Annotated in this window: 17 protein-coding genes, 2 tRNA genes, 2 rRNA genes and 1 other annotated feature; of the genes, 20 read left to right on the forward strand and 1 reads right to left on the reverse strand. The window is 51.5% G+C overall.

The window, feature by feature from the left end:
• The first annotated feature begins 6 nt into the window (after window positions 1-6).
• The 13 genes from BQ2657_RS04235 to BQ2657_RS04295 all read left to right on the forward strand — a co-directional run bounded on the left by BQ2657_RS04235 (window position 7) and on the right by BQ2657_RS04295 (window position 13306).
• Window positions 7-339: a hypothetical protein gene (locus BQ2657_RS04235; protein ID WP_075579513.1), complete on the forward strand. Its 333-nt coding sequence runs from the start codon at window positions 7-9 to the stop codon at window positions 337-339.
• 12 nt (window positions 340-351) lie between these two features.
• A complete protein-coding gene (locus BQ2657_RS04240; RefSeq protein ID WP_075579514.1) occupies window positions 352-546 on the forward strand; it encodes a hypothetical protein in 195 nt (64 codons plus the stop codon).
• Entirely contained in the window at window positions 530-1108 is a 579-nt protein-coding gene (locus BQ2657_RS04245; protein WP_075579515.1) for a GH25 family lysozyme, read from the forward strand. Before BQ2657_RS04240 ends, BQ2657_RS04245 begins: the two co-directional genes overlap by 17 nt.
• A 12-nt stretch (window positions 1109-1120) precedes the next feature.
• Window positions 1121-1423: a hypothetical protein gene (locus tag BQ2657_RS04250; protein ID WP_075579516.1), complete on the forward strand. Its 303-nt coding sequence runs from the start codon at window positions 1121-1123 to the stop codon at window positions 1421-1423.
• Between the two features lie 168 nt (window positions 1424-1591).
• Window positions 1592-4825: an ESPR-type extended signal peptide-containing protein gene (locus BQ2657_RS13830; protein WP_075579517.1), complete on the forward strand. Its 3234-nt coding sequence runs from the start codon at window positions 1592-1594 to the stop codon at window positions 4823-4825.
• Window positions 4785-5330: an S-layer homology domain-containing protein gene (locus BQ2657_RS04260; protein WP_075579518.1), complete on the forward strand. Its 546-nt coding sequence runs from the start codon at window positions 4785-4787 to the stop codon at window positions 5328-5330. Before BQ2657_RS13830 ends, BQ2657_RS04260 begins: the two co-directional genes overlap by 41 nt.
• Window positions 5331-5508: 178 nt before the next feature.
• Window positions 5509-6087 carry a transcription repressor NadR gene (locus BQ2657_RS04265; RefSeq protein WP_075579519.1) on the forward strand — a complete coding sequence of 193 codons (579 nt, stop codon included), beginning with the start codon at window positions 5509-5511 and terminating at the stop codon, window positions 6085-6087.
• Window positions 6088-6380: 293 nt separating this feature from the next.
• Window positions 6381-7658 carry a GTPase ObgE gene (gene obgE / locus BQ2657_RS04270; protein ID WP_075579520.1) on the forward strand — a complete coding sequence of 426 codons (1278 nt, stop codon included), beginning with the start codon at window positions 6381-6383 and terminating at the stop codon, window positions 7656-7658.
• A gap of 66 nt (window positions 7659-7724) precedes the next feature.
• A complete protein-coding gene (gene proB / locus BQ2657_RS04275; protein ID WP_075579521.1) occupies window positions 7725-8849 on the forward strand; it encodes a glutamate 5-kinase in 1125 nt (374 codons plus the stop codon).
• A gap of 14 nt (window positions 8850-8863) precedes the next feature.
• A complete protein-coding gene (locus BQ2657_RS04280; protein ID WP_075579522.1) occupies window positions 8864-10120 on the forward strand; it encodes a glutamate-5-semialdehyde dehydrogenase in 1257 nt (418 codons plus the stop codon).
• Between the two features lie 187 nt (window positions 10121-10307).
• Window positions 10308-11381, forward strand: a complete 1074-nt coding sequence (locus BQ2657_RS04285; RefSeq protein ID WP_075579523.1) for an efflux RND transporter periplasmic adaptor subunit — start codon at window positions 10308-10310, stop codon at window positions 11379-11381.
• 19 nt (window positions 11382-11400) lie between these two features.
• A complete protein-coding gene (locus BQ2657_RS04290; RefSeq protein WP_075579524.1) occupies window positions 11401-12099 on the forward strand; it encodes an ABC transporter ATP-binding protein in 699 nt (232 codons plus the stop codon).
• Window positions 12092-13306, forward strand: a complete 1215-nt coding sequence (locus BQ2657_RS04295) for an ABC transporter permease (protein WP_075579525.1) — start codon at window positions 12092-12094, stop codon at window positions 13304-13306. The genes BQ2657_RS04290 and BQ2657_RS04295 overlap by 8 nt, the downstream gene beginning before the upstream one ends.
• Before the next feature lie 228 nt (window positions 13307-13534).
• Here the strand turns inward: BQ2657_RS04295 and BQ2657_RS04300 are convergent, their stop codons facing one another.
• The gene (locus BQ2657_RS04300; protein WP_075579526.1) at window positions 13535-13978 is read right to left on the reverse strand and encodes a DUF2798 domain-containing protein; all 444 of its coding nucleotides are present in this window, start codon (window positions 13976-13978) and stop codon (window positions 13535-13537) included.
• A gap of 182 nt (window positions 13979-14160) precedes the next feature.
• Here BQ2657_RS04300 and BQ2657_RS04305 point away from each other — a divergent pair, with 182 nt between their 5' ends.
• The 7 genes from BQ2657_RS04305 (at window position 14161) to rrf (ending at window position 21349) form a co-directional block, all read left to right on the forward strand.
• Complete coding sequence (locus BQ2657_RS04305) at window positions 14161-15297, forward strand: M20 family metallopeptidase (RefSeq protein ID WP_075579527.1); 1137 nt, start codon at window positions 14161-14163, stop codon at window positions 15295-15297.
• Window positions 15298-15308: 11 nt separating this feature from the next.
• Entirely contained in the window at window positions 15309-15794 is a 486-nt protein-coding gene (locus tag BQ2657_RS04310) for an 8-oxo-dGTP diphosphatase (RefSeq protein WP_075579528.1), read from the forward strand.
• Entirely contained in the window at window positions 15781-16839 is a 1059-nt protein-coding gene (gene mutY / locus BQ2657_RS04315) for an A/G-specific adenine glycosylase (protein ID WP_075579529.1), read from the forward strand. The genes BQ2657_RS04310 and mutY overlap by 14 nt, the downstream gene beginning before the upstream one ends.
• 268 nt (window positions 16840-17107) lie before the next feature.
• Window positions 17108-18664, forward strand: a 16S ribosomal RNA gene (locus tag BQ2657_RS04320).
• Window positions 18665-18769: 105 nt separating this feature from the next.
• Window positions 18770-18846 (forward strand) — tRNA-Ile (locus tag BQ2657_RS04325).
• A gap of 71 nt (window positions 18847-18917) precedes the next feature.
• Window positions 18918-18993: transfer RNA gene (locus BQ2657_RS04330), tRNA-Ala, on the forward strand.
• A gap of 273 nt (window positions 18994-19266) precedes the next feature.
• Window positions 19267-21164 (forward strand) — a sequence feature (23S ribosomal RNA rRNA prediction is too short).
• Between the two features lie 68 nt (window positions 21165-21232).
• Window positions 21233-21349, forward strand: a 5S ribosomal RNA gene (gene rrf / locus BQ2657_RS04335).
• Window positions 21350-21353 lie beyond the last annotated feature (4 nt).

Genomic DNA, 21353 nt, shown 5'->3' on the forward strand with positions numbered 1-21353 from the left:
TGTAGAATGGATTTCCAATTTATTTTGGCAGGGCTTTCCCCCCTGTTATCTGGAATCTTGCTGTACGAATATAAAAAGCAGAGTGCAAAGAATAAGATTGAGGATCAAATGAGGGAACAGCAGCATGCTGCTTTAGTAGGTGGTGTGGAAGCCTTACTACGGGACCGGCTGTTACATGGAATGGAAGAAGGCCTTGCAAATGGGTATGCTCCCATCAGCAAGGCGGAATCTCTCAACAGCATGTACCTTGCCTACCATAATTTAGGAGGAAATGGGGTTGTTACAGAAACATACAAGAGATTTATGGCGCTTCCGCATGTGCCTCCGGACCATCAGTAGGAGGTGAGTCCATTGTTCCAGTTTGAAAAAATAGACTTAGAAAATATCTTGGTCATTATCGCTCTTTCGGTGAGCCTGGTAATGGCTATTTTTTATGGCCTGGATAACCTGGCAATGAGCATCGTGACCGGGCTCCTGGGGTATATTGGCGGAACGGTTAAGAGCACAGCACCGAAAGGAGGTGATAAAGATGGCAAAAGTAATTGATGTAAGCTACTGGCAGAAAGGACTGGACTATGATGCAGTTGTTGACGCTGGTATTAAGGGTGTGATCATCAAGATTTCTGAAGGCGAAGAACCGGAAGATACCTGGTGGGGGCATGCATCTGCGGCCAAAAAGCATGGTCTGAAATGGGGCGTGTATTGTTTCTCCCATGCATCTACTCCCGAAGAAGCTGCCGCTGAGGCAAATGAAGTCCTTTATCTGCTTGGCAGAGAGATCCCTCCGATGGGAGTGTGGTTTGACTTCGAAGCAAAGACATGTTTGCAGTGTGAAGATCCGACTGCAGTATGCAGCGCTTTCTTAAATACGATTACTGCTAAAGGAATCCCTTGCGGCATCTATGCAAGTCTCTCTACATTAGAGGATGTTATTGATGTAAGGGCACTGGGTGACTATGTTCCCTATTGGGTAGCACAGTACAACAAACGATGTGAGTTTAAGGATGACTACCCGGATAATGTGTTGGCTGGGTGGCAGTACAGCGACAGTGGCTGTATCGGTTCTACAAATGTTGATATGAATGAGTGGTATCTGGATTTAAATTAGGAGGAAAAGATTATGAGCAAATGGACTGAATTTAGAGATCAGATTGAAGATGCGTTGAACCTGGATGATGTGACTGAGGATATGAAACAAAAGTTTGGTGACTGGTGTTTGACTATTGCTTTCCCTTTGGCTGAAAAAGTCGGGGAAAAGTTTGTAGCCAAAACTAAGGCTGATGCTGCTAATGAAAGCGGCTGGAATGCTATTAGAGATTCCGTTCTGTTCCCTGCCTTGGTATCTGGCGGCCTGTGGCTGATTAAGTACCTGCTGGTGAAAACGGGTGCTACTGAAGCACAGAAAACTGGTAATAATGTTTAATGAAAAGAACTAAAAACTACAAGAAAATGTAACCATCTACCCCATCAGGCGCAAAATGCTTGATGGGGTATTTTCTTTATCCAATTTTTTTGAATAATTCTTGTCATATTCTGTGGAAAAAGTGTAAAATAACATTGAACAGTTTTTGTAATAAGGAGGCTAAAAACTATGAATAAGATTTATAAGGTTGTTTGGAGCAAGGTACGAAACTGCTATGTAGTCGTTTCAGAGCTGGCAAAGCGGAATATGCGGAATACCCGCAGCATTGTTACTTGCGGCAAAAACAAGGAGATTGTAGCTCTTTGCACGGCTCTTTTGTGTAGCTTCGGTGGTGTGGCTTGGGCTGCGGATACTACTCCTGGTGCTGGCAATGGTGTGGCTATTGGCACTGGCAGTAATGCGCCAAAAACAGAAAATGTGGCTATTGGTAAAGGTGCTGGTATTTCTTACTCTAATGGGGCAAGCAATGCGACTGGTGATATCGTGGTCGGCAATGGAGCCAATATTAATAACTATGCCAGCCAGGGCGGCAGTGTTGCTATTGGTAAAAATGCAAAGGTTGAAAATATGGCTGGCGGCGGAGAAGCCAGCTTCGCTTTCGGACAGACTACTTTTAGCGGTAGCTGGTTTTCGTCAGCAAGAATACCTGCTGACCCGACAAAAGTGGTGGGCAGTGTTGCCATTGGCGATAACACCTTTGCTCGCACCGGCAGCACGATGATTGGTTCTCATAATTACAAAGGAGCTTTAGGCGATACTACTGTAGACAGTGCTTCTACCAGGACAAGTGCACTAAATGTTTATGCTACTACCATTGGTGCCAATAGCTTTAGTAATGGGGCATTCACAACGAGTACTGGTGTATATAATATCATTTCCAGCGATTATAATGGAGGCCGTTTGGCAAACCCGGTAAAGAATTTAGGGGCCACGATTAATGGTTCTCTGAACAGCATCGAGGGAATGAGCGGGAATTATTATTCTGGAATAGCTAACACGGTTAGTGGGGTAGCGAATCGCACTTTCAATTCGAATGGATCACTGATTTATGGCGCTGGAAATGAAATTACAAATTCAGTAGTTTCCCTATATGATGCGCCAACGGATAGCGGCAATTCTGCAAAAGCATTTGCAGAGACCTTGAGGGGCGTTATTAGAAATAATAATGGCGGTGGTTCCACCATGGCTATCGGCGGCGGGAATAAAGCCGACTATACGCAGAAAACATCTATTATCGGTGTTAATAATACGATTACGGGTACCTCTGCCAAAGTCGCCAATCTGAATTCTGTATCTGGATTTAAAAACACCGTAACTAATGCGTCCAATAACATCATCATGGGAAACGATCATACTGTGACAGCAGATAACACGGTTGCTATTGGTGGTCTTTCTTCAGCAGATACTCGTTCTGTAGCGAATACAACTTCTGTCGGATATGACTCCAAGGTGTCTGTTGAGGATGGTGTGGCCCTTGGATATAAGTCTAATTCTACAGTAGATAAAGGGCTGGTCGGGTATGACATAACGGGCGCAGATCACAGCGGCGATACAACTGGTACGTGGAAGTCTACGGCAGCAGCTGTTTCTGTAGGAGATGCATCCACAGGATTGACTCGTCAGATTACCAATGTGGCTGCAGGTACGAAAGATACTGATGCAGTGAATGTGGCGCAGCTGAAAGCTTTGGATACGAAAGTAGCAAATGGCACTGTTCATTACTATTCTGCCAAGAGCAGCAAACACGGTGCCGGATCGAACTATGACAATGACGGTGCCACCGCGGACGACAGCATGGTCATCGGGGTTTCCTCTTCTTCCGACGGTGTGAACAGCACGGTACTTGGCAATAACAACACACTGACCGGAGAGAAAAACGGTAAGAATAACAGTATCGTTGTTGGGCAGGGACTAACGGTAGCCGGGACTCACAATGCGGTATTCGGTACAGATTATGAAAACTATGACCACAAAGCGACCATGGTTTACGGCGAAGCGAATACCGTTCTTGGAGTGGGCAACTTGGTGGGCTATACGGCAAAAAAAGACCCTTCCGATCCGACGAAATGGATATATACAAAAAACAGCAGTGGAAGTGACCAGAATGTAGTGGTAGGCCTGACAAATACCGCCAACGGCGGGAGTGTAGTAGTGGGGACAAGTTCTGTATCCGATAGTTTGGGAACTTCTATTGGTCACGGGAATACTATTATAGGCATGGACGACCAAGGCGGGCAGCGAGGCGTAGCAGTTGGTAATGATCTGACGGTAAAAGGCGAAGAAGCGGTAGCTATCGGTACGAAAGCCGAGGCGAATGCAGATTGGACAATCGCTATGGGATCAAAGGCTCAGACTGAAAAGGATATGGATATGGCTATAGGTTACGGCGCGAAGGCTTCCGGCGGTTGGTCGATGGCTATGGGCGTAGCTAGTATTGCGGAGGGATCGACATCTACCGCATTAGGTTACATGGCCAAGGCAACTGTAGATGAAGGTGTGGCTTTGGGTTCGTACAGTGTGGCAAACACGGAAGCGGAAAAAGCTGGCTATGATCCCTCTACAAAGTCGGGTTCCACGAACACCACCTCTACTTGGAAATCTACGGCAGCTGCTGTTTCTGTAGGCAATACTGCAAGCGGCATCACGCGCCAAATTACTGGCGTAGCAGCCGGCACCAGTGATACAGATGCTGTTAACGTAGCTCAGCTAAAGAAAGCTGTTGCAGGGGCAGCAGATGGCAACGATACGCTAGTAAGCGGTACTGACGGGCTGAGCCTTTCAGGGAACACTCTTTCCATGACAGTGAAGGATACTGCAGGCAACGAAGTAAAGGGTTCCGTGGATCTGTCCTCTATTGCTGGGAGCGCGGATACAAGGAATACTGTTACTGCAGGAGAAAACGTCAAAATTGACGAAACACCAAATGCTGATGGGAGCTCTACTTATAAAATTAACGTAAAAGCTGATGGCAAAGTAGAGAGTGGTAATACAAGTATTGTAACAGGCGGAACTGTTTATAATGAAACACACCCAACGACTAACGGAACGTATATCAGTAAAGACAAATCTGCGGGCGAAAATTTAACAGCTCTGGATAATCAGGTTAAGACAAATGCTGATAGTATTTCTCGTATGGGAAATTCTATTGACAAACTGGGTAATCGTATTAACCGAGTGGGCGCAGGTGCAGCAGCTTTGGCAGCTCTGCATCCTCAGGACTTTGATCCAGATGATAAATGGGACTTTGCTGCTGGCTATGGTAATTATAAGAGTGCTCATGCAGTTGCCGTTGGGGCATTCTATCGTCCGACCGAAGATACTATGCTGAGTGTTGGCGGCAGCTTTGGGGGGCGGCGAAAATATGATCAATGCTGGAGTGACCTTCAAACTTGGCCAGCATAACCATGTAAGCCGGTCCAGGGTAGCCATTGCCAAAGAGGTGCTGGCTTTGCGGCAAGACAACCAGGAACTGCGCAACGAAGTCAATGAACTAAAGACTATGCTCAAACAAGGAAGAACAAGTGATATTAAGAATGTTTCGTTCCCTGATGTACCCAAAGACCATTGGGCTTATGACTATGTAAAAACGCTGGCAGACAGAGGTTATGTAACTGGATATCCTGATGGTGAATTCAAGGGGGATCGTTCTCTGACTCGTTATGAATATGCTGCGATTATCTATAGAGCCTTGCAAAATGGCGCACCTAGTGATGCAGATATGGCAAAAGCAGTCAATGAATTTGGGCCTGAGCTTGAACAAGTCCAAAATATTGAGCGCTTCCGTGTTGACAGGATTTCTGGCAAAGATAATGATAGACATAAAGTTGAACGTGTCCGTATAAACGACAAAGACAACAAAGCAAAGAACGATTATCGTGATGTGTATGGCACGTCTATCCAAAAATAAGGCCCATTAAAATTTAAAGAGCCCCCTTATTTATTCTTTTGACAGAGTAAATAGGGGGCTCTTCTTTTGTAATCTTTGAGAATATGCTAGAAAAATGCAGCTGAAAAGAATATAATAACACTCGTAAAGAAGAACAGATTAATCGTCCTGTTCATTATGACTATAGGGAGGACAAAACATGATTAATCGCGAGAGAAGAGAAAAAGTCTTAGAAATTTTGCAAAACTCCACTGACCCTATTACAGGATTAAAACTGTCAAAACAGCTCAACGTAACTCGGCAGGTAATCGTGGGGGATATAGCTATTCTCCGGAGCGGTGGGCACCCTATTATTTCATCAGCTAGAGGATATCTGCTTCCGGCTATTATGGGCCAAAAAGGTTGTGGTCATTGTATTGCTTGTAAGGGGAAGAAACTAGATAGTAAAGAACTTCTGGATGAAATGTACGCAGTAGTAGATAATGGTGGCACAATTTCTGGAATGAATTTAAAAAGCCCAATTTATGGAGACCTACGGATTAAAATGGATATCCATAGTCGAAGAGATGCTCAACAGTATTTGCAACGAGTCAGACAAGCAGGCTTTCCTTTTATAACGGTGGCAACTGGGGGGCTGCACTCTTTGTATATTCAGACCCATAACGAGGAAGAGTTGCGGGCTATTAAAAAATGTCTGGATGGGCTAGGCTTATTAGATGAAAATTGCGAGATAGAACAACTGCCAACAGCAGGCAGATATCGCGGAATGTCAAAATAGTGGAATGACAAATCAACGAAGGCTGTGAAAAGATGATCACTCATTTTTCCACAGCCTGATTTATTCCGGCTGATCGTTACCGTGAACCTTCTGATTATAGGGGCAGATACGACAAAAAACGACAAAAATTCTACGTAAATTACGATAATAATAGAAGAAAAGCATAAAACGCCTTTCATGGCCAACGTGATTCTGCCTATACTTTAGAAATAGTGGACAAATACATCCGTTAGGGGCTAAAATAAGATATTAATCAATTGCAGTTTTTGCAGAAAGAAAGGCAAAGGTGTAACATGCTGTTTACAGATAAAGCAAGGATTTATGTGGAAGCCGGATCCGGCGGCGACGGAGCCTCCAGTTTCCGGAGAGAAAAATATGTGGCCTGCGGTGGTCCGGATGGAGGAAATGGCGGGCGGGGCGGTTCCGTAGTCCTGGTAGCGGACAAAGACCTGAACACCCTGGTGGACTTCCGTTACAAGCGGAAGTTCGTAGCCCAGCGGGGCGGCAATGGAGCAGCTAAGAACTGTACCGGAGCCAAGGCTCCCGAAGTGGAAGTAAAGGTCCCTTTGGGAACGGTGGTGTATGATGATGCCACCGGCGTGGCTCTGGCAGACCTGGCCCATCCAGGAGATCGCTTCGTAGCGGCCCGGGGCGGCCGGGGCGGCAAAGGCAATGCCTGCTATGTGACCAGCACCAAGCAGGGAGTGACTTTTGCAGAAAAAGGAGAACCGGGGACCAAAGGCTGGCTCCGGCTGGAACTGAAGATGCTGGCGGATGTGGGGATGGTAGGTTATCCCAGTGTGGGGAAATCCAGCATTGTGGCCCGGGTTTCCGCTGCCCGTCCGGAAGTGGCAGCCTACCACTTCACGACTTTGACCCCTGTGCTGGGAGTGGTCCGGCTGGATGCGGAGCACAGTTTCGTACTGGCGGATCTGCCGGGGCTGATCGAAGGGGCTTCCAAAGGTGTGGGCTTGGGGCATGATTTTCTCCGGCACATCGAGCGGACCCGGGTCATCCTCCATGTAGTGGATGTAAGCGGCTGTGAAGGCCGGGATCCTGTGGAGGATTTCAAAAAAATCAACGAGGAATTGGTGCTTTACAGTGAAAAGTTGGCCAATCGGCCCATGCTGGTGGTGGCCAATAAGATGGACCTGCCCGATGCAGAAGAGAACTTCAAAAAGCTGGAAGCTTATGTGACGGCTCAGGGATATCCCATTATGAAAGCCTCCGCCGCCACCGGCCAGGGGCTGCGGGAAATCATGTGGAAAGCCTATGAGATGCTCCAGAAAGCACCGGCGGAAGAGGAAGTCATCGACATCGGGAAGGTGGAAGAAGCGGACCCGGATTCCTTCACCATCCTTACGGACAGTGAAGACGCGGATTTCGAAGTGAAGGGAAAGAATATCGAACGGCTGGTGGCCATGACCAATTTCGACAATGAGGAAGCGGTTTACCGGTTCCAGCTGATCTGGCGGCGGCTGGGCATCGAGAAAGCCCTGAAAGAAAAGGGCATCCAGGAAGGCCAATCCGTCAAGATCGGCGATATGGTCTTCGATTATCAGGAACAATGAACTGACAGGGAGCAGAAATCCGGAAAAATCATCGGTTCATCTATTTTGCTGTGAGGGGTTGATTGCATGGAGCGCGCTAAAATTGCAGAGGCCAAACGGGTGGTCGTGAAAGTGGGGACCAGTACCATCACCTATTCCAACGGGAAGATCAACTATGAGAAAATCGAAAAGCTGGCCCGGATCATGACGGACCTCCAGAACCAGGGAAAAGAAATGATCTTGGTGTCTTCTGGGGCCGGAGCTGCCGGTGTGGGCCGTCTGGGACTGGATGCCAAGCCATCTACGATCCCGGGCAAACAGGCCTGCGCTGCAGTGGGCCAAGGTATCCTGATGCATATCTATGAACGGCTTTTTGGCGAATATGGGCAGGTAGTGGCCCAGGTGCTCCTGACCAAAGCGGACATGGTGAACCGGCACAGCTACGCCAATGCCCGGAATGCTCTCCAGGAAATGATTTCCTGGGGGGTGATCCCCATCATCAATGAAAATGATGTGGTGGCCATCGACGAATTCAAGATCGGGGACAATGACAATCTCTCCGCTCTGGTGGCCAGCCTGGCCGATGCGGACCTGGACATCCTGCTGTCGGATATCGACGGGCTGTATACGGCCAATCCCAAGACCCATCCGGAGGCCAAACTGGTTTCTGTAGTAGAGGAAGTGACCCCGGCCATCGAGGCCACCGCCGGCGGAGTCGGTTCCAAGAATGCCACCGGCGGTATGCTCACCAAGCTCCAGGCAGCCAAGAATGCCATGAGCGCAGGCATCGCCCTGGTCATCGCCAATGGGGAAAACTTGGAGGTCCTGCGGCGGATCATGAAGGGCGAACCAGTAGGGACGCTGTTCGTCCCCCGGGAGAACCATCTCCGATTCCGGAACCAGTGGCTGGCCTTCGGCTCTAAGATCAACGGTCAGCTCATCGTGGATGACGGACTGGCCAAAGCCCTGCGCCAAAAGGGAAGCTGCAGCATCCTTCCCGTAGGGATCACCCGGGTGGAAGGCAATTTCGACAGCGGGGATACGGTCAGTGTGCTGGACCAAGAAGGCCATGAGCTGGCCCGGGGCATGACCAACTACAGTGCAGAAGATCTGGAACTGATCAAGGGCTGCAAAACCGGTCAGATCGAGGAAAAAATCGGCTACAAACATTATGATGAAGTCATCCACCGGGACAACCTGGTGGTTCTGTAAAGGGGGCGGAAACCATGTACGAAGTAGGAATGGTGCGGACCCAGGGAGAAGCTGCCAAAAAGGCTTCTCTTGATCTGGGCATCTTGAATACCCGTGTAAAGAATGAAATCCTGGAAAGCATGGCAGAGGGACTCCTGGCGGAAGAGAAGACCATCTTGGACGCCAATGCTGTGGATATGGAAGAAGGACGGAAGAACGGGCTCCGGGAATCTCTCCTGGACCGGCTGCTGCTCACCCATGACCGGCTGGAGCAGATGGCCCGGGGAATCCGCCAAGTGGCCGGGCTGCCGGATCCAGTGGGACGGATCCTCAGTGGGTCCAGTCTGCCCAACGGACTGACCATCACCAAGGTCTCTGTGCCCCTAGGGGTCATCGGCATCATCTATGAAGCCCGTCCCAACGTGACCGCCGATGCCATTGCTCTGTGCGTGAAAAGCGGGAACGCAGTGATCCTGAAGGGGGGGCGGGAAGCTCTCCATTCCAATAAAGCCGTCAGCGATGTGCTGGTCGCCTATGGAGAGAAAGCCGGCCTGCCCCAGGGAGCCGTCCAGTTTGTCAATGTACCGGAGCGGGCCGCTGTAGATGAACTGATCCATCTGGAAGGCCTGGTGGATGTGGTGATCCCTCGGGGCGGAGCCGGGCTGATCAAAAATGTGGTCCACAATGCCTCTGTGCCGGTGATCGAAACTGGCGCCGGCGTCTGCCATACCTATGTGGATGCTTATGCCAACGTACCCATGGCAGTGGATATCGCCATGAATGCCAAGGTAAATCGGCCCTCCACCTGCAATGCCATGGAAACCCTGCTGGTCCACAAAGACATTGCGGATGCTTTCCTGCCGGCCATGCTGGAGGCTTACCAAAAAGCCCATGTAACCATCCTGGGAGATGCCAGGACCCAAAGCTACAGCAGGGATGTGCAGCCGGCTACAGAAGAGGACTGGGCTACCGAGTACGGAGATCTGCGCCTTTCTGTGAAAGTGGTGGACAGCCTGGAAGAAGCGGTGGCCCATATCCGCCGGTACAGCACCGGTCATTCAGAAGCCATCGTGACGGACAACTACGAAAATGCCCGGAAATTCCAGCAGCTGGTGGATGCGGCGGCGGTCTATGTGAATGCTTCCACCCGGTTCACCGATGGGTTTGAATTCGGGTTCGGAGCAGAAATCGGCATCAGTACCCAGAAGCTCCATGCCAGAGGTCCCATGGCCCTGCCGGAACTGACCACCACCAAATACCTGGTCAATGGCAGCGGCCAAGTACGGAAATGAATGGACAGAAGGCCCCTGGACTGTAAGAATTATAGAGTTGTTTAAAATCTTTTCATGGGGAATTCATATTTCTTTCTTACAATATTTTCATCTATAAGAGAATGAGGGAACGGATGTATGGAGAGCCATTCTCTGTGCATCCGTGTTTTTTCCTGCACCTGCAGGAAGATGATGGAGGGAAAACAGCGTGAACATCGTGCAGAAGCATAAAGTGCTGCTGATTGTCCTGGCAATCCTGATTGCCGGCGGAGCCGGCGGCTACAAGTACTACCAGGTCAAAAAGACCCAGGAAGCCGTGGCGGCCACCCGGACCGATGCAGTACAGCGGGGGGATCTGCGGAAGACCATTTCCGCTACCGGGGCTCTGAAAGCCCTGGACAACGTGGATATCAACTCCAAGATCACCGGGCGTATCGTCCAGGTCTATGTGACGGAAAACCAACATGTCACCGCCGGCCAAGCCCTGGTGAAACTGGATGACACGTCTTTAAAAGCCACTCAGGAAATGAAGCGGGCCACCATGGTGGACAAACAGGCCACCTACCAGAGAGACCAGGCTTTGTTGAGCCAGGGGGCCATTGCCCAGAGCGTGTTCGATACTGCCGAGGCGGAATATCTGGTGGCCAAGGCAGAATACGAACAAGCCACTTCCAACGTAGGAGATACAGTGATCAGTTCCCCTATCGACGGGTATGTGATCGGCAAACCCACTCCTGTAGGCCAGACGGTATCTTCCGGTATTTCTACGCCCCAGGTATTGATGAGCGTAGCCAACCTGGACAAGATGCAGATCTATCTGATGGTGGATGAATCGGATATCGGCCAGATCAAACAGGGACAGACGGTAGAATTCACTGTGGACGCCTATCCCAACGAAACCTTCAAGGGGACCATCAGCCTGATCGGCCGCAGCGCGACTACCACCAACAATGTGAACTACTATACCTGCTATGTGGATGTGGAGAATTCCGAGGGGAAGCTGCTGCCTACCATGACTGCCCGGGCCAATGTGATCGTGGATGAAATCCAAGACGCCCTGACCGTATCCAACAAATGCATCCATACGGAAAACGGAGAAAAGTATGTGCTGGTCTATGACAAAGACACCAACACCACCCGGAAGGTAACGGTGAAGACCCTGCTGACCGGAGAAGACCGAGTGGCTGTGGAAGGGGATCTCCAGCCGGGCGACGAACTGGTGGTGAAGACCACAAAAGCCACCGGCAGTACCAACAACAGACGGATGGGGCCTCCGATCTAAGAGACGGGAGGACCGAGCCATGAACGTCATTGAACTGAAAGACATTGTAAAAAGCTACCAGATGGGGGATACCATCGTCTATGCCCTGGACCATGTGACGGTGAATTTTGAAAAGGGGAAGTTCACCTCCATCGTAGGGCCTTCCGGCAGCGGGAAATCCACCATGATGAACATCCTAGGCTGCTTGGACCGGCCTACTTCCGGAGAATATTACCTGGAAGGGAAGAACATCGCCAACTATACAGACGATGAACTGGCCCGGACCCGGAACCAGCGGATCGGCTTCGTGTTCCAGAGCTTCAACCTGCTGAGCCGGCTGACCGCCGTGGAGAATGTGGCCCTGCCTCTGATCTACGCCGGGGTGAATCTGGAAGAGCGGACGAAACGGGCGGAAAAGGCTCTGACCGATGTGGGTCTGGGAAGCCGGATGTACCACAAACCCAATGAAATGTCCGGGGGCCAGCGGCAGCGGGTGGCCATCGCCCGAGCCCTTATCAACAATCCGGCCATCATCATGGCCGATGAACCCACCGGGAACCTGGACACTAAGTCCACCTTGGAAATCATCGATATCTTCGAGAAATTGAACCAGGAAGGGAAAACGGTGATCATGGTCACCCACGAACCGGAACTGGCGGCCATGACGCAGCGCATCCTGGTGATGCGGGATGGTCGGCTGACAGAAGAGAAAGAGGGAGGAGGCCAGGTCGTTGTTTAGAGAATGTGTGAAGATGGCCTTTGAAGGCATGCTGGCCAACAAAATCCGGACCTTCCTGACCATGCTGGGCATCATCATCGGGGTTGGCGCCGTGATTGCCATGGTGTCCTTGGGCCTGGGCATGCAGGAAAAAGTCAAAGAGAACATTACCAGTATGGGCAGCAACCTGCTGATTGTCATGAGCGGCGGCCGTACGGCCAATGGTCAGCGGATCGCCAGCGGCAGCGGGGCCAAACTGACCTATGAAGACGCCAAAGCCATCGAAAAGAACGTGGACGGTATCAAATATGTGGCGCCAGGGGTCCAGAACAGCTATCAGCTGGTGGCCGGGAACCAGAACTGGACTTCCCAGGTCCAGGGCGTTACCCCCAACATCCTGTCCATCCGGAATTATTCCATCGAACAGGGCCGGATGTATTCCCAGCGGGATATGAACAGCCGGGAACGGGTGTGTGTCATCGGAAAGACCGTAGCGGACACCCTGTTCCCGGACGGCAATGCGGTGGGCCAGATCATGCGGATCAATAAGGCTCCCTTTACGGTCATCGGGGTCCTGGCTACCAAGGGGCAGTCTGCCATGGGACAGGACCAGGATGACATCGTGTTCATTCCTCTGACCACCGCCATGCAGCGGCTCATGGGACTTACCTATATCCGGAACATCACCATCCAGTGTGAAAGCGAAAATACCGTATCCCAGGTCCAGTCCGATGTGGTAACCCTGCTGCGGACCCGGCATAAGATCAAGACCGGGGATGACGATGACTTTTCTGTCCGGGATCTGACGGAAATCATCAAGACGGCCCAGGAAACTACTGGATCCATCACCCTTCTCCTGGCCATTGTGGCTGGCATCAGTCTCCTGGTAGGCGGCATCGGGATCATGAATATCATGCTGGTCTCGGTGACGGAACGCACAAGGGAAATCGGAATCCGGAAAGCTTTGGGGGCCACCTATCATGACATCCTGCTCCAGTTCTTGGTGGAATCCATGGTGATCGGGGTCACGGGAGGGACCACTGGCATGATCCTAGGGACTGTGATTTCCGTCATCGCCGCGAAAATCATCGGCTGGCCCATTGTGGTCTCCATCCTGGCCACTATCATCTCCGTCGTATTCTCTGTGGGGATCGGGCTTTTCTTTGGGCTGTATCCGGCCAAGAAAGCGGCTCTCCTGGACCCCATCGATGCCCTGCGGTATGAATGAGGATCCAAAGCCCACTCTCCGGCAGAAATGGAGAGGATTTGTGGAATTCCTCCATCGTCCCAAGACCCGGTTCGATATCAAAGACCGATCACGGGCCCTGCTGCTCTTTCTTTTGCTTGCAGCTGGGCTGATGTGGGCGGTCGAGAAAATCACGCAATGAAATCATAAAGAAGGCTGTGAAAGAATGGCCGACAGGAAACGTCGGTCACTTTCACAGCCTTCTTTCACTTACTTTCCGGCAGCTATCAGCCGGCGGAAAAGGAAACGGACCAGAGGCCCTACCAGGAGCAGCTGGAGCGGCCAGGCAAACAAATAATTGCGGAGATAGGCCGGGAAAAGGATCTGGGGAGATGTGGTGTGGAGGAACAGGAAATGGATCAGCGTAGTCATCATGGGAACCATCAACAAGGGCGTAGCGATCCCCATGCCGATGGGAAACGTCTTTTTCTGGTGCCAGTATCTCCGGGCCAGCCGGAAAGCCAAGGGACTGCCGATGAAATAGGCCACGGGCAGAGCCACCCAGTACTCCCGGAGCATATTGTGAAGGGCTGCTTGGAACCAGGGGCCCTGCCAGCCCAGATTCCACAGGGCGTTGTACGAGGACATGCCCAGGACCATCCCAAAGGCCATCATACAGGTGAAAATGATTTCTTCTTTTTTGGTTGCAGGCAAAAAGATCACTCCTCTGAATTTGGATAACAAAAAAAGAGCATCTCCAGCAATTGGATTTACATCGCTGAGAATACTCATTGCAGATACAGTATACCATATGAGAAAGAAAAATTCACATTTTTCCTGTATAATAAAAGAAACCCAGCACACTGGCCTTTTGGCCGGCAAAAGGAGGAATCGACATGGCTTTTGCAGTGAAAAATTATTTGGAAGACCTAGAGACCTTGGTCAATATGGAATCCTTCAGTACCTTTCCGGAAGGGACTGCCCGAGTGGCAGAATGGCTCCGGAAGCGGCTGGATCAGGCAGGCTGGAGGACGGAACTGATCCCTGTGGGGGAGTCTGTGGGACCCTGCTTGAAAGCAGTCTGGGGGAACCCGGATCATTATGATGTGATCCTCCTGGGCCATATGGACACGGTCTTTCCAGTGGGAACTGTGCAAGAACGGCCTTTTTCCCTGGAGGGGGACCATTATAAAGGACCTGGTTCAGCGGATATGAAATGCGGGGATCTGTTCATGATCTATCTGGCAGAAGCACTCAGCTCTGAAAAGGTGCAGGGCAGCGTTTGTCTGTTGTTCAATCCTGATGAAGAAATCGGATCCCGTTATTCCCGTCCGGTCATCGAACGGGAAGCCAAGAAGGCGGATCATGCCCTGATCATGGAAAGCGCCCGGCCCAATGGAGATCTGGTGAACCAGCGGAAAGGAATCTGCAAGTATACCTTGACTTTTACCGGAATCGCTTCCCATGCAGGGGTGAATCCGGACAAAGGAGCCAGCGCCATCAATGAATTCATCCGCTGGGGAGAAAAAATCATCGGGCTGGGAAATCCAGAAGCCGGGACAACCGTAAATATCGGGTTGGTCCAGAGCGGAACGGCTCCCAATGTGGTAGCCGCCCAGTGCCGCTGCGTCATCGATGTACGGATCACTCAGATTGCAGAGGGGGAACGGATCGACCGGACCATCCGGGCAATGGAAGCACAGACTTTTGATTCCCGAGTGAAGGTGCAGGTGGAAGGAAAAATTGCAAGGCCGCCCATGGTCCCTACTCCCAAGACCCTAGAATTCTGCAGGATGGCAGAAAACATTGGAAAAGCAGAAGGCGTGCAGTTCCACTGGCAGGCAGCCGGCGGAGGCAGTGACGGGAATTTCACTTCTGCCCTGGGGGTCCCTACTTTGGATGGCTTGGGCCCTGTAGGCGGCAATGGCCATGCGGTCACTGAATATGGGGTCATCAGCAGCCTGGAACCACGATTCCGTTTCCTGAAATCTCTGGTGGAAGCCATCTTGAAAAAGCAAAAGGAAGAGGTGTGAGAAAAGGTCGTATGAGAGATACATCACTGGTCTATCTGTTGGATGGAGGGAACCGGATCCTCCTGGGACGGAAGCGCCGGGGCATGGGTGTGGGGAAGTGGAATGGGTTCGGGGGAAAAATCGAACCGGGAGAAACCATGCGGCAGTGCGCTGTACGGGAACTGCAGGAAGAAAGTGGGATCCGAGTGCGCCCGGAAGATCTGGATCTGGTGGCTGATCTTTATTTTGACCAGCCCTCTGATGGAAATTGGTCCCATGGGGGCATGGTATATTTTGCCCGGAAATGGGAAGGAGTCCCCACCTTATCAGAAGAAATGGAACCCTGCTGGTTCGCCCTGGAGGAGTTGCCCTATCAGGAAATGTGGGAGGCGGACCGGATCTGGCTGCCAAAGCTGCTGAAGGGGAAACAGCTGCGGGGGACGATCCTTTTTGATAGGGACGGAGACCATGTTCTCCGATCGATGTTTCAGGAGGTCCATCTGGATGGAAAAAAATAATTGGCCGGCCAAGCTGTTGGCATGGTTCGATGAAAATCGGAGGGAACTGCCTTGGCGGGAAAGCCATCCTCGGAACCCTTATCATGTGTGGATATCGGAAATCATGCTCCAGCAGACCCGCACGGAGACTGTCCGGGAATATTTCCGCCGCTGGATGGAGCAGTTCCCTACCATCAAAGACCTGGCACAGGCTTCGGAAGAACAAGTGCTCCGGGCCTGGCAGGGACTTGGATATTACAGCAGGGCAAGGAACCTCCATAAGGCAGCCCGTCAGATCATGGTGGAATGGGCTGGCCAGATGCCTGCAGAAAAAAAGGCTCTGGCAGCCCTGCCGGGAATCGGCCCCTATACGGTAGGGGCCATCCTTTCCATGGCTTTTGGACAGCCTGTACCGGCTGTGGATGGAAATCTCCTGCGGGTCCTGGCAAGACTGTACGGAGTGGACGAAGATATTTCTGGAACGGCTGGGAAGAAAACCATCACAGAGCTGGCAGAAAAGGCTTTGCCGGAAGGGCGGCCCGGGGATTTCAATGAAGCCATGATGGACCTGGGGGCCGAGATCTGCATTCCCAAACATCCCCGCTGCGGACAGTGCCCGGTGCAGGAATCCTGTACAGCATGGCAGCAAAATAGAACAGATTCCCTGCCTGTCAAAAAGGCCAAACCTATCCAGAAAGAATTTGCTGCTGCCTGCGGGATCTTTTGCACGGAAGGGAGATATCTTCTGCACAAGCGCCCTTCAAAGGGGATGCTGGCTTCCATGTGGGAATTCCCCATGGCCCTGGACCATGATGAAGAAAAAGCCCGGCAGGATTTGGAAACACAATTGGAAACAGCTGCGGGACCGGCTGTATGGCAGCATAAACATGTCTTTACCCATCAGATCTGGCATATGAAGGCCTATTTACTGGAAAAAATCAGCTGCCCCGAAGGAGAATGGGCCTATTTCACTCCGGCAGAATGGGAAAAGGTACCATTGGCCGGACCTCATGCGAAATTGGCCGCCTGGCTGAAAAAAACTGTTGACAGCAAAGAGAAGGTTTGATATTATATACAAGTTTTCTCTTTGAGGAAGCAGACAAGTCAGAGGAATTCACCGGCAAAAGAAAAAGTTGTTGACAAATTCCAAATGATTTGTTAATATAAATAAGCTGTTACAAAACAGCAAGGTTGGAACCCTGAGAACTGAATATTGTTGACAGATGTGCGGGTCAAGTCACCTTTACGGTGATGAGATCGAGTCACCTGGATGACAACCAGGTTAAAAAATCAAAGCTAGTTTTTCAAGAGCCAAGCGGCTCTTCAAAATATCTATTTTGGAGAGCTTGATCCTGGCTCAGGACGAACGCTGGCGGCGTGCTTAACACATGCAAGTCGAACGGAGAACTTTCTTCGGAATGTTCTTAGTGGCGAACGGGTGAGTAACGCGTAGGCAACCTGCCCTCTGGTTGGGGACAACATTCCGAAAGGGATGCTAATACCGAATGTGATCCCCTCTCCGCATGGAGAGGGGATGAAAGATGGCCTCTACTTGTAAGCTATCGCCAGAAGATGGGCCTGCGTCTGATTAGCTAGTAGGTGGGGTAACGGCCCACCTAGGCGATGATCAGTAGCCGGTCTGAGAGGATGAACGGCCACATTGGGACTGAGACACGGCCCAAACTCCTACGGGAGGCAGCAGTGGGGAATCTTCCGCAATGGACGAAAGTCTGACGGAGCAACGCCGCGTGAGTGATGAAGGCCTTCGGGTTGTAAAACTCTGTTGTCAGGGACGAACGTGCCGATCTACAATACATTTCGGCAGTGACGGTACCTGACGAGAAAGCCACGGCTAACTACGTGCCAGCAGCCGCGGTAATACGTAGGTGGCAAGCGTTGTCCGGAATTATTGGGCGTAAAGAGCATGTAGGCGGGCTTTTAAGTCCGACGTGAAAATGCGGGGCTTAACCCCGTATGGCGTTGGATACTGGAAGTCTTGAGTGCAGGAGAGGAAAGGGGAATTCCCAGTGTAGCGGTGAAATGCGTAGATATTGGGAGGAACACCAGTGGCGAAGGCGCCTTTCTGGACTGTGTCTGACGCTGAGATGCGAAAGCCAGGGTAGCAAACGGGATTAGATACCCCGGTAGTCCTGGCCGTAAACGATGGGTACTAGGTGTAGGAGGTATCGACCCCTTCTGTGCCGGAGTTAACGCAATAAGTACCCCGCCTGGGGACTACGATCGCAAGATTGAAACTCAAAGGAATTGACGGGGGCCCGCACAAGCGGTGGAGTATGTGGTTTAATTCGACGCAACGCGAAGAACCTTACCAAGGCTTGACATTGAGTGAAAGGCTTAGAGATAGGCCCCTCTCTTCGGAGACACGAAAACAGGTGGTGCATGGCTGTCGTCAGCTCGTGTCGTGAGATGTTGGGTTAAGTCCCGCAACGAGCGCAACCCTTATCCTATGTTACCAGCACGCAGCGGTGGGGACTCATAGGAGACTGCCAGGGATAACCTGGAGGAAGGCGGGGATGACGTCAAGTCATCATGCCCCTTATGTCTTGGGCTACACACGTACTACAATGGTCGGCAACAAAGGGCAGCGAAGCCGCGAGGCGGAGCCAATCCCAGAAACCCGACCCCAGTTCGGATCGCAGGCTGCAACCCGCCTGCGTGAAGTTGGAATCGCTAGTAATCGCAGGTCAGCATACTGCGGTGAATACGTTCCCGGGCCTTGTACACACCGCCCGTCACACCACGAAAGTTGGTAACACCCGAAGCCGGTGAGATAACCTTTTAGGAGTCAGCTGTCTAAGGTGGGGCCGATGATTGGGGTGAAGTCGTAACAAGGTAGCCGTTCGAGAACGAGCGGCTGGATCACCTCCTTTCTAGGGAGAACCGAAGGAGCCTGAGGGCTTGCTTCTATTCTTCGTCGACGCACATCTGTCAAGAACAATATTCGGTTTTGAGGGCTTCACCCTCAAACGATCCATGGGCCTATAGCTCAGCTGGTTAGAGCGCACGCCTGATAAGCGTGAGGTCAGAGGTCCGAGTCCTCTTAGGCCCACCAATTTCTTGAAATTGAAATGGATTGTATGATATGGTTTTCGGTCTGCCGTCATGCGACAGTCGAAATATAGCGGGGGCGTAGCTCAGCTGGGAGAGCACCTGCCTTGCAAGCAGGGGGTCAGGAGTTCGATTCTCCTCGTCTCCACCACATGAACCTTGAAAACTTCATAGAAGAGACAAACAAAGTCTTAGACATTGTGATGAATGTCTAAGCACCTCTGATCTAAATGCGAATTTAGAAACGAGTAACGAGAAATACCAGGGAACGTAAGTTCCTTAGTACTGAACCAGAAAAATTGCGAAGAGAAATTGCTCTGATCCGCGAAGCGAGGAAGAGAGCCACCGGAGACAATACTCTAGTATGTCGAGGATGGCGAACGACGAGCGACAAAGGAGCAGACAATTTATCGAAGCAATTTTAAGTCAAGCTACTAAGGGCATACGGTGAATGCCTTGGCACTAAGAGCCGATGAAGGACGTGGTAAGCTGCGAAAAGCCACGGGGAGCCGCAAGCAGGCTTCGATCCGTGGATGTCCGAATGGGGAAACCCGCCATCCGTCATGGGATGGCATCCTTCGGGAGGGGAACCCGGTGAACTGAAACATCTAAGTAGCCGGAGGAAGAGAAATCAAACGAGATGCCCACAGTAGCGGCGAGCGAAGAGGGCAGAGCCTAAACCAGAGAGCTTCGGCTCCCTGGGGTTACGGACTGGCATAAGCGAAGTCCAATCTAGTCGAATCACCTGGAAAGGTGAGCCACAGACCGTGAGAGCCGGGTAGATTAAAGATCGGATGAGTGGCCAGTATCCAGAGTACCGCGAAGCACGAGGAATTTTGCGGGAAGTCGGGGGGACCACCCTCCAAGGCTAAACACTCCTTAGTGACNTTCGTGTGCAAGCGTGTAGGCTGGTTACCAGGCAAATCCGGTAACTGAGGCTGAGGCGTGATGCGGAGGGAACTTGTTCCCGAAGGGATTGAGCCTACGCTGCCGAGAAAAGCTTCTAGTGAGAAAGCTGCCGCCCGTACCGTAAACCGACACAGGTATGCGGGGAGAGAATCCTAAGGTGCGCGGGAGAACCCTCGTTAAGGAACTCGGCAAAATGTACCCGTAACTTCGGGATAAGGGTAGCCACAAAGGTGAAGGGACTCGCTCCTGGAGCCCGGTGTGGTCGCAGAGAAGAGGCCCAAGCGACTGTTAACCAGAAACACAGGTGCCTGCGAAAGAGAAATCTGAAGTATAGGTGCTGACACCTGCCCAGTGCTGGAAGGTTAAAGAAGGATGTCCGGGTTCGACCCAAAGCATTCGACTGAAGCCCCAGTGAACGGCGGCCGTAACTATAACGGTCCTAAGGTAGCGAAATTCCTTGTCGGGTAAGTTCCGACCCGCACGAAAGGTGTAACGATTTGGGCACTGTCTCAACGAGGGACCCGGTGAAATTGAAATACCTGTGAAGATGCAGGTTACCCGCGACTGGACAGAAAGACCCCATGGAGCTTTACTGTAACCTAATATTGGGTTCTGATACTTGATGCACAGGATAGGTGGGAGGCACGGAAGGCAGTCCTCTGGGATTGCCGGAGCCGACGTTGGGATACCACCCTTCAATTATCGGGATTCTAACCGAGCGAGCAACGATCGCCGGGACAGTGTTAGGCGGGCAGTTTGACTGGGGCGGTCGCCTCCTAAAGAGTAACGGAGGCGCCCAAAGGTTCCCTCAGCGCGGACGGAAACCGCGCGCGGAGTGTAAAGGCAGAAGGGAGCTTGACTGCGAGCCAAACACGGCGAGCAGGTACGAAAGTAGGGCTTAGTGATCCGGTGGCATCCAAGTGGAAGGGCCATCGCTCAACGGATAAAAGCTACCCTGGGGATAACAGGCTAATCTCTCCCAAGAGTCCATATCGACGGGGAGGTTTGGCACCTCGATGTCGGCTCATCACATCCTGGGGCTGAAGTCGGTCCCAAGGGCTGGGCTGTTCGCCCATTAAAGTGGTACGTGAGCTGGGTTCAGAACGTCGTGAGACAGTTCGGTCCCTATCCATCGCGGGCGCAAGAGATTTGAAGGGGGCTGCTCCTAGTACGAGAGGACCGGAGTGGACGGACCGCTGGTGTACCAATTATCCTGCCAAGGGTATAGTTGGGTAGCTACGTCCGGAACGGATAAACGCTGAAAGCATCTAAGCGTGAAACCATCCTTAAGATGAGATCTCTCACAGCGTAAGCTGGTAAGACACCTGGAAGATTACCAGGTTGATAGGCAGGGTGTGGAAGCGTAGCAATATGTTAAGCTGACCTGTACTAATATGTCGAGGGCTTGACTTAAATCGGGCCGTTAGATGAAAGAACGTCTCTTCATGAAGTTTTGAGGGCTCATGCCTTCAGTTACATAATCCGGTGGCGATAGCTAAGGGGATCCACCTGTTCCCATGCCGAACACAGCAGTTAAGCCCTTATACGCCGAAAGTACTCGACTGGAAACGGTCCGGGAGGATAGGGAGCTGCCGGTTAAGA

Source organism: Acidaminococcus massiliensis, assembly GCF_900095825.1.
Lineage (GTDB): Bacteria > Bacillota > Negativicutes > Acidaminococcales > Acidaminococcaceae > Acidaminococcus > Acidaminococcus massiliensis.

Coding starts and splice junctions, on each gene's coding strand:
- BQ2657_RS04235 (WP_075579513.1), top strand. CDS start 7: ATGGATTTCCAATTTATTTTGGCAGGGCTTTCCCCCCTGTTATCTGGA.
- BQ2657_RS04245 (WP_075579515.1), top strand. CDS start 530: ATGGCAAAAGTAATTGATGTAAGCTACTGGCAGAAAGGACTGGACTAT.
- BQ2657_RS04250 (WP_075579516.1), top strand. CDS start 1,121: ATGAGCAAATGGACTGAATTTAGAGATCAGATTGAAGATGCGTTGAAC.
- BQ2657_RS13830 (WP_075579517.1), top strand. CDS start 1,592: ATGAATAAGATTTATAAGGTTGTTTGGAGCAAGGTACGAAACTGCTAT.
- BQ2657_RS04260 (WP_075579518.1), top strand. CDS start 4,785: ATGATCAATGCTGGAGTGACCTTCAAACTTGGCCAGCATAACCATGTA.
- BQ2657_RS04265 (WP_075579519.1), top strand. CDS start 5,509: ATGATTAATCGCGAGAGAAGAGAAAAAGTCTTAGAAATTTTGCAAAAC.
- obgE (WP_075579520.1), top strand. CDS start 6,381: ATGCTGTTTACAGATAAAGCAAGGATTTATGTGGAAGCCGGATCCGGC.
- proB (WP_075579521.1), top strand. CDS start 7,725: ATGGAGCGCGCTAAAATTGCAGAGGCCAAACGGGTGGTCGTGAAAGTG.
- BQ2657_RS04280 (WP_075579522.1), top strand. CDS start 8,864: ATGTACGAAGTAGGAATGGTGCGGACCCAGGGAGAAGCTGCCAAAAAG.
- BQ2657_RS04290 (WP_075579524.1), top strand. CDS start 11,401: ATGAACGTCATTGAACTGAAAGACATTGTAAAAAGCTACCAGATGGGG.
- BQ2657_RS04305 (WP_075579527.1), top strand. CDS start 14,161: ATGGCTTTTGCAGTGAAAAATTATTTGGAAGACCTAGAGACCTTGGTC.
- BQ2657_RS04310 (WP_075579528.1), top strand. CDS start 15,309: ATGAGAGATACATCACTGGTCTATCTGTTGGATGGAGGGAACCGGATC.
- mutY (WP_075579529.1), top strand. CDS start 15,781: ATGGAAAAAAATAATTGGCCGGCCAAGCTGTTGGCATGGTTCGATGAA.